Below are 8,665 nucleotides of genomic sequence, written 5' to 3'. Positions count from 1 at the left end.
CCGAAGACGCTGTCAAAGCGATGAAGCCGGGGTCAGTAAAGGCGCAGCTCGTCCGGGAATCAATGCGGTTGTAACAACCACATCTGCTTTCCCGATATGCGGGACGAGCAATTCTACCTGGCGTTTTTGGGTTTCTTCTGCGAGGGGGTTTGCGTATCCACCAGAATCTTTGTCATCCTGCGCTTCGAGCTCCAATTCAACAAAGGTAGCGCCAAGGCTTTGGATTTCTTCTTTTACCGCGTCACGGATGTCGTAGGCCGCAACCCGGGCGCCAAGCCGGCGGGCTGTTGCAATCGCCTGTAACCCAGCCACACCCGCACCAAGAACTAGCGCATTGGCCGGTTTTACTGTACCAGCAGCAGTTGTGAGCAACGGGAAGAACTTGGGTAATTCGTTTGCGGCCCGCAGTACAGCCAGGTATCCCCCAACAGCACTCATCGCAGAAAGGGCATCCATTTTCTGGGCACGCGAAATGCGTGGCACCAACTCCATACTCAGTGCAGTTACCTGCTGCTTGGCAAGGGCGGCTGAAATACCCGGATGGTCCAACGGACTCAACATCCCGATATACACACCTTGCGCCTTAAACAATGCAATTTCCTCATCAGAGGGCGGCTGCACTTTCAGGACAATGTCTGCTGCAAAGGCTTGCTTGCGATCGACAAGTGAAGCACCCTGTGCTTCAAAATCTGCATCATCATAAAATGCAGCATCACCTGCACCTTTTTCCACAAGGATATCCAACCCTTTTTTCTTAAGCCGTCCAACAACGTCCGGCACCAGGGCAACGCGGTTCTCCCCTGCGGTTGTTTCACGGGGTACGCCAACAGTTACTGCCATAGCGATACAGTCTATGCGCGAGAATCAATAGTGGGAAATTCCAGTGTACACGCAACTGGTGGAGCCAACGTGTCCACTGGCATAATAGCAACCATTCTGTATAGTAAACAAGGATTCTTCTTAAAGAACCCACGTATCAACCGTTTTTCCGCTCAAAGTCGTCCATAAACGATACGAGCGCATCCACGGCTACAAGCGGACAGGCATTGTAAATGGATGCCCGTATGCCGCCTACAGAGCGGTGCCCCTTGAGTGCCTCAAGTCCAGCCTCAGCAGCTTCGGCGACAAAAGCAGCTTCCAATGCTTCAGAAGGTAACCGGAACGTGACGTTCATAATTGAGCGCGAATCGACCGCGGCAGTACCACGGTAAAAGTCATTGGCGTCGATGCGTCCGTATAGCCGGCGCGACTTTTCTTTATTAATCTGCTCAATGCCATCGATGCCTCCCTTCCCCTCGAGCCAACGCAATACTTTTTCTACCATGTAAACAGCAAACACAGGCGGCGTATTAAACAGCTTCTCAGCATGCGTGCCGTAATCCATGATGGTTGGTAATCCGGTTTTACGTGTGGCCAGAAATTCGTCGTTAACAAGCACCACGGTTACGCCGGCCGGACCGATGTTTTTCTGCGCGCCCGCATAGATCAACCCGTACCGATCGAGTGACATATGGCGGCTCAGAAAATCACTGGATGCGTCACAGACCAGTGGTACAGACACCTCCGGTTCCACATGAAACTGGGTACCCGATACCGTATTGTTTGACGTGTAATGCAAGTACGCGGCACCAGGGTCGAGTTGCCAGCCATCCACTGGCGGAATATAGGAGAAGTTTTGGTCTTTACTGGAAGCAGCTTCATTCACACCGCCAATCATTTTTGCCTCTTTCACGGCTTTTACAGACCACGTACCTGTCACGAGGTAATCTGCGCTGCGATCAGCCGGCAGGAAATTCAGCGGCACCTGATAAAACTGCGTGGATGCCCCCCCTGTAAGAAACAGGATGTGCCATTCGCGGCCCAGACCGAGCAATTTCCGGAGTCGGGTCCGGGCAGAGGCAGCAATCTCGGTGTACGCATTCGAACGATGGCTTATTTCCATCACGGAAGCCCCAATGCCTTCATAGACCGGGATTTCATTTTTCACCTCATTCAGTACAGCTTCTGGCAGTGTACCAGGGCCGGCAGAGAAATTATATCGACGCAGGTTGGGAGTTGTGCTCATAATCAAACGTACGTGTGTATGTATAGTAAACCGCTTTGGTGCGGATCAGATTGTCGAATAGAAAAACATTGCTATAGCCTGAGCGCTGCAGCTATATCACGCTAGCCGCATCAAGCTTGCAAAAAGTAAACTGGGGATGCATTAATCCATTAGGTGGACCAACAGGCCACTGCGTAGCTTAGGCTCAAACCAGGTGGATTTGGGTGGCATCAACAAGCCAGCATCTGATACATCCAGTAACTCCTCAATGCTTGTCGGGTACATGGAGATGGCCAGGGCAGCTTCGCCTCCATCAACCAACCGCTCCAGTTCGTCGGTTCCACGAATGCCGCCGACGAAGTACATATTAGGATCTGTCCGCGGGTCGTGAATATCGAGGAGCGGCTCCAGCAAGTGCTCACCCAGCCGTGCCACATCAAGGGTATCAGCGACGCTGCCTCTTTTCGTTTCGGGCAGCGATGTGCTGTACCATTTCTCGTCAACATAGAGGCATATTGTCCCGGGAGCAGCCGGTACTGGCGTTGCTGTCTCAGTAAGGCCCAGGGAATCACGCACAGCATCAAGGAAAGCCGCTGGTCCTTTGGGCAACTTGTATACAATGCGGTTATACGCAAGGATCGCCATCTCACTCATCGGGAAGAGTACGGCTGGAAAGAAATTACGCTCAGCCCCTACCCTGTTACCTTCAGCCAATGTATCAGCAGCCAGGCTGGCAGCTTTGCATCGGTGGTGGCCGTCGGCAATATAAAGCTCTTCCAGCTCGTCGAAGGCATCCACTAATTCGTCTGTCTCAGCAACCCGCCAAATGGTATGCTGTACGCCATCTGGCGCTTTGAAATTATATAGGGGTTCGCTGGCCTGGGTCTCCTCAATAATTTCCTGTACCGCACCATGATCACGGAAAGTGACCATCACGGGCTCTGCATGGGCCTGCTGGGTAACAATATGTTTAGTACGATCAGCCTCTTTGTCCGGCCGCGTCTTTTCATGCTTCAGGATGACATTGCTATCATAATCCGACACTGCCACACACCCGTAGACGCCCGTTTGGGAGCGGCCATCCATAATCAGCCTGTAAACATAGAGCGCCGGCCGGGCCTCCTGGATGGCATGATGGCTATTGCGGTAGGCTGTTAGATTGGCAGCCCCTTTTGCGTATACAGCATCAGCATGGATATCAACGCCGGCATCCAGATCAATTTCAGGGCGGATCACATGGAGAAAGCTGAGGGGTTTGCCGGCAGCAAGTTGCCGGGCTTCTTTGGTATTGATGACATCATAAGGTACACACGCTACCTCCGATGCCTTTGCAGGCACGGGCCGAAGGGCGCGAAAGGGATGTAAGATCGCCATGTATGTAAAAGTATGCGTTCAAAGGTTAAACAGGTACCAGATGTCTCAAGCTTATGCGTCAAGTACCGAAGGTACTGCTGAACGAATTAAGGCGCTACGTTGTGCCCAAAAGTTCGCAGCAAATATATTTTAAATTCATCGGGATCCGAATGAAAATTGGCGGGTTGCATGGTGACTTCAAAAAAATACATCGCGGGGTGGAGCAGCTGGTAGCTCACCGGGCTCATAACCCGGAGGTCGTGGGTTCAAATCCCACCCCCGCTACTACGTAAAAAAGGTCTCGAACATCTGTTCGAGACCTTTTAGTTTTTACAGGAAAGCGTATTGCCGATTATAGCGACACCTGGCTTATTTCTTTGTACCGACGGCCTGACCATTTACACGCACCGCCACAACACGGTCAGCATTAAGCAGAAATTCAAACTGATCTCCTTCGGTCATGTGGAAAAACGTGGACGCTGATTCTGGCAACAAAATATTTTCCCCCTCCAAAAACGTAGCGGTAAGCAATAGTTTTCCGTCCTGGTACGTGAAAACGGCTTCGCCAAAATCAAAGCGATACGTACCGGCCACCGCCTCAAAAGCTTCAGACCCAATAGCTGCAACCACCTTCTCCGCCGGGACCAGCGCATCCCAGCCGTACAGTCGCCCAATGGTGACCTTTACTTCATCCACAAGTGCCCCGCCGTTATCGCCATTGGTCATCATGATCAGGCCGTTGCCCCCTTCAAGTGACCCCAGCATAAAACACCGAAAGCCTTCGTTTGCACCGCCGTGCATAAACCAATCACCATCTTCCGAAATGGCTGGCCCCAGGCCCTGGTTGTTCATCCCGGCCTTCATCATTTGCGCGGTGGTTTCACCAGACAATACACTTCCCTCTTCACCGGCAAAGGCGGACTGCATAGCTACTACAAACGCAGCAAGGTCGGAAGGTGTGGTCCAAAGCCCGGCTGCGGCCATCTCCGGATACGTATGCCATTTACCAACAACCCTATCTCCATCGTGGCGATAACCTGCGGCGGCATTTGCATGTAGCGCAGCTGGTAAAGGTTGTTGAAAAGTACTCTCCGACATCTCCAATGGACCCAACACCCGCGATTGCATCAAGGCAGGGAATGTTTCGCCAGCCGCTTCTTCCATCAACAGTTGCGCAACGGTATACCCTCCGCCTGAATACTGCCAGCTTTCACCCGGCGTTTTAAACAATTCTATCGGATCTGTATTCCCGTCACCTGCAAGCACACCCACTGTTGAAGGCACATCCTCATCCGCTACATATCCTGGAAACCCCCACACGGTTGTCCCGGCGGTATGATTGAGCAGCCGGCGCAGCGTCACCTGCTCCGTAGCTGCAAATTCATGTTCGGGCACCGACCAGCTTTGCAGCGCCTCGTTTACGTTTCCATCTAGAGAAAGCTTGCCTTCGTCGACCATTTGTAACGCAGCAAGTGCGGCAACTGGCTTGCTGATTGAAGCAGCCTGAAAAAGTGTCGAGGTTGTCACCGGCGTTCCAGCTTCCGCATCGGAAAACCCGTACCCTTTGGCCCAGGCAATACGACCATTTTCAACAACCGCAATACTCAAGCCCGGTACGTTAAATTCCGCCATTCGCGCAGCCAACGTATGCGTCTCTGGTGCCTTTCCTGCGACAACAAGGGACGGGTAAAGGCTATCCTCCATCTGTTTTATCCTGTCCGCAGTCTGATCTGCAGGATCAGTCTCTGTTTGCCCTGACTGGCATCCACTGATAAAACTGACAAAAATCAAAAAGGCAAGAGGTAAAACACTTCGACAAGAAAGGAGCATACGTAAGGAGCAAAATTGGTGGTGCATGGCGAATTTACTGTACCGGGATTGCGTATCAAACTTTAGCTTGGCAGCCTCGACAACGAGTTTGCGCAAGAGGTTACAACCGAACTACGACAGATCCTAAAGTACATACAAATCTACACTACAGATAAAACGAAGCAAGTTACATTCGGCCCGTTGAAGGCTGGAGAATTTAAACACTACTTTCCGTCTGATTGGTATCGCCTTTTACCAGCATGTGCTCCGCGCCCCATTCGCGCATAGCCATCATAATCGGCTCCAGTGTTTTTCCATACGTGGTTAACGAATACTCTACACGGGGCGGCACCTCGGCATACACCTTACGAGATACAATTTCATCAGCTTCCAACTCCCGTAACTGGTTTGTCAGCATACGCTCTGTGATGCCATTTATTTCTCTTTTGAATTGACCAAAACGCAACACGTCGTGCTTCAAGAGATTAAAAATGATCACGGGCTTCCACCGCCCGCCCATCACAGATACCGTTGCTTCAACAGAGCAACCAAAAGGATATGCAAAATTCTTTTTCTTCTCTTGCGCCATAATCAATCTGATTTTCCAATACTTACATTTTTGTAAGTACACCACATATTTGTGGGTACTTGTAAAAATCGATGCTTCCTCCGTATCGTACGGCAAGTTTTAATTTAACCGCACAGGTTTAGAAATCAAGTCTTTCAAAAAGCAATTGGATACCCATGAGAGCAATAGGATATAAAGCAGCCGGCCCAATCACCGTTACCGATGCCCTATATGAGTTCGACGCGGAGCAACCAACGCCAGGCCCGCGTGATCTGTTGGTTGACGTTCGCGGCATATCTGTTAATCCGGTAGATGTAAAACTGCGTGCAAACAAACCCCCAGGCGATACGCCGGCTATTTTAGGGTACGATGCAGCAGGTATTGTGACCGCAGTGGGCACCGATGTGCGCAATTTTAAAATAGGAGACCCTGTCTTCTACGCCGGCGATATCACCCGACCGGGTACCAACGCGGCATTCCATGTAGTTGACGAACGGATTGTCGGGGAAAAGCCAGCTTCGATGGACTTTGCTGAAGCTGCCGGCATGCCCCTCACTTCTATTACCGCCTGGGAGATCCTGTTTGATGCCTTTGCATTCAAGGAAGGTGACGGCAATGGAGAATGCCTGCTGATTATAGGCGGTGCCGGCGGTGTTGGATCTATCCTCATTCAGCTTGCCAAAAAACTTACTGGCCTTACAGTAATTGCTACGGCATCTCGCCCAGAAACGACAGCCTGGACCCAGAAAATGGGGGCTGACCATGTCATCAACCATCGCGAGTCGCTAACAGCCCAGCTCGAAGTGCTTGGCATCACACCCAAATATGTAGCCTCTTTAAACGCAACCGATCAGCATTTTTCATCAGTCCTGCAATTCATCAAGCCTCGTGGACATGTTGTGTTTATCGACGATCCGGAGACGCTGGATATCAAACCCGGTAAAGGCAAAGCCCTCACTTTCAGCTGGGAGCTTATGTTTACCCGCTCAATGTTTCAAACAGACGACATCGAGAAACAACACGTGCTTTTGAACCGGGTATCTGAAATGCTTGACAACGGCACCCTGGTGTCTACGGTAACCAGCCACCTTGGCAACCTTAGTGCAGAGACCCTGAAAAAAGCGCATGAGATACAGGAAGGCGGGCGCGTCATAGGCAAGCAAGTGCTTGATGGATTTTCATCAAAAGACGTCCCATAAGTACACCATTTATCCTCGAATTCAACAGCTTACCCCTCATGCACAACAGTGCTCAACATAAAGGCTTCCCATCCATTAACAAAGGATACAACGCAACTTTCCATCAAGGGCGGCTGACCATAGGCCTGGTGGTACCCATCGAACAGTATGCGACAACACCTGTACCCCCTATGACCCGGCACCTGGAACGGGTACAGCTTGCAGAAACCCTTGGCTTTCCAGCCGTGTGGCTCAGAGACGTACCGTTTAATGTGCCTTCGTTTGGTGACGCCGGCCAACCTTTCGACCCTTTTGTCTACCTGGGATTCCTGGCCAGCCAAACAACAGACATTGCCCTCGGTGTTGCCAGCGTTATTTTGCCGCTACGTCACCCGGCACACGTTGCAAAAGCAGCGGCAACAGCAGATACCTTGTCGGACGGCCGGCTTCTTTTGGGCGTAGCCTCCGGCGATCGCCCGCAGGAGTATCCTGCCCTCAACATCCCATTTGCAGAAAGAGGTGCCCTGTTCAGGAAGAGTTATGATTACATCAGGCAAATGAGTACGGAAGCACCCGTGTATGCCAACACGTTCGGCGAGCTTGCCGGCAACATGGACATGCTCCCCAAACCAGCTGCCGGCAAACTGCCCCTGCTCATTACGGGAGGCAGCCAGCAAACGCCTGAATGGATCGCTGAGCATGGCGACGGCTGGATGATTTACCCACGCAACCTCGCTTTACAGGCACAGATTGTGCATGACTGGCGGTTGAAGGTCAAAGCGGCTGGTAGGTCGCCACAACCGGTGATGCAACCCCTTTATGTCGACCTCGCTGAAGATCCGGCCACAAAACCTCAACCAATCCACCTTGGCTTTCGATTGGGCACAGATTTCTTGCGCGCCTATTTGAAATCACTCGAGAAAATTGGCATCAACCACGTTGCTGTAAACCTGCGATTCAACCAGGCAGATATCGAAGAAACCATGCACCGGCTTGCGAAAGAGATCCTGCCCCACTTCCCTGCAACTTAAAACCCAATACCCTCAAACCAACATCATGCTAAAGACCATACTACTAACAGGAGCAACCGACGGCATCGGCCTTCAGGCGGCACATCAAATCGCAAAACAAGGCCACACCTTGCTACTCCACGGCCGCAACAAAGTCAAACTGGAAAAATTGCAAAAAGCCCTCTCTGAGCGACCTGAAACGGGACAGATAGAAATTTATACCGCCGACTTGTCTGTACTGGCAGAAGTTGAAGCTTTTGCAAAAGCTGTGATTGAGCAGCATACTAATTTGGACGTGCTCATCAACAATGCTGGCGTTTTCCGCGCCCCGTCAGCAACTACTGCTTCAGGGCTCGACATCCGCTTTGTGGTTAACACCCTGTCGCCGTACCTGCTGACGAAGCGCCTCTTGCCGCTGATGCATGCTGATGGACGCGTCGTCAACCTTTCGTCAGCCGCTCAATCACCTGTGAACCTGGAAGCAATGACTGGCAAAATCCAGCTCCAGGCAGGCGAAGCGTATGCCCAGAGCAAACTGGCAATCACCATGTGGACACGAACGATGGCTGAGGCCGTCAAACCAAATGGTCCGATATTTTACGCCGTAAATCCGGGCTCACTACTGGCCACAAAAATGCCTATCCTCAATCATGCACTGATGACTATGCCACCGGCATTTCGCCCTCACATTCCCTGGAAATGG

The 8,665-nt window shown here is 51.5% G+C and carries 8 protein-coding genes and 1 tRNA gene; 4 read left to right on the top strand and 5 right to left on the bottom strand.

Annotation, left to right across the window (positions count from 1 at the left end):
* Positions 1–12 precede the first annotated feature (12 nt).
* From AAF564_24125 to AAF564_24115, 3 genes are all read right to left on the bottom strand, one after another.
* On the bottom strand, positions 13–840 hold the full coding sequence (locus AAF564_24125) for an NAD(P)(+) transhydrogenase (Re/Si-specific) subunit alpha (GenBank protein ID MEM8488657.1): 828 nt from the start codon (positions 838–840) through the stop codon (positions 13–15).
* A gap of 136 nt (positions 841–976) precedes the next feature.
* Positions 977–2,065: a 3-phosphoserine/phosphohydroxythreonine transaminase gene (gene serC, locus AAF564_24120; GenBank protein MEM8488656.1), complete on the bottom strand. Its 1,089-nt coding sequence runs from the start codon at positions 2,063–2,065 to the stop codon at positions 977–979.
* Positions 2,066–2,206: 141 nt separating this feature from the next.
* Entirely contained in the window at positions 2,207–3,418 is a 1,212-nt protein-coding gene (locus AAF564_24115; GenBank protein MEM8488655.1) for a DUF1015 family protein, read from the bottom strand.
* A 191-nt stretch (positions 3,419–3,609) separates the two neighbouring features.
* Between AAF564_24115 and AAF564_24110 the strand changes: the two genes are divergently transcribed.
* Positions 3,610–3,682 (top strand) — tRNA-Met (locus AAF564_24110).
* A gap of 84 nt (positions 3,683–3,766) precedes the next feature.
* Here AAF564_24110 and AAF564_24105 read toward each other — a convergent pair.
* Together AAF564_24105 and AAF564_24100 are read right to left on the bottom strand one after the other, a co-directional pair.
* Entirely contained in the window at positions 3,767–5,101 is a 1,335-nt protein-coding gene (locus tag AAF564_24105; GenBank protein MEM8488654.1) for a serine hydrolase domain-containing protein, read from the bottom strand.
* 322 nt (positions 5,102–5,423) lie between these two features.
* Positions 5,424–5,795, bottom strand: a complete 372-nt coding sequence (locus tag AAF564_24100; protein MEM8488653.1) for a helix-turn-helix domain-containing protein — start codon at positions 5,793–5,795, stop codon at positions 5,424–5,426.
* 155 nt (positions 5,796–5,950) lie between these two features.
* Here AAF564_24100 and AAF564_24095 point away from each other — a divergent pair, with 155 nt between their 5' ends.
* The 3 genes from AAF564_24095 to AAF564_24085 form a co-directional block, all read left to right on the top strand.
* Complete coding sequence (locus tag AAF564_24095) at positions 5,951–6,973, top strand: zinc-binding alcohol dehydrogenase family protein (GenBank protein MEM8488652.1); 1,023 nt, start codon at positions 5,951–5,953, stop codon at positions 6,971–6,973.
* Between the two features lie 38 nt (positions 6,974–7,011).
* Positions 7,012–7,983, top strand: a complete 972-nt coding sequence (locus AAF564_24090) for an LLM class oxidoreductase (GenBank protein MEM8488651.1) — start codon at positions 7,012–7,014, stop codon at positions 7,981–7,983.
* Between the two features lie 25 nt (positions 7,984–8,008).
* Positions 8,009–8,665 (top strand): SDR family NAD(P)-dependent oxidoreductase (locus AAF564_24085; protein MEM8488650.1); only part of this gene is annotated, 657 nt, incomplete at its 3' end.

Source organism: Bacteroidota bacterium (assembly GCA_039111535.1).
Taxonomy (GTDB): domain Bacteria; phylum Bacteroidota; class Rhodothermia; order Rhodothermales; family JAHQVL01; genus JBCCIM01.
Note: the sequence above shows the minus strand (reverse complement) of the source record. Positions and strands in the feature narration are given on the sequence as shown.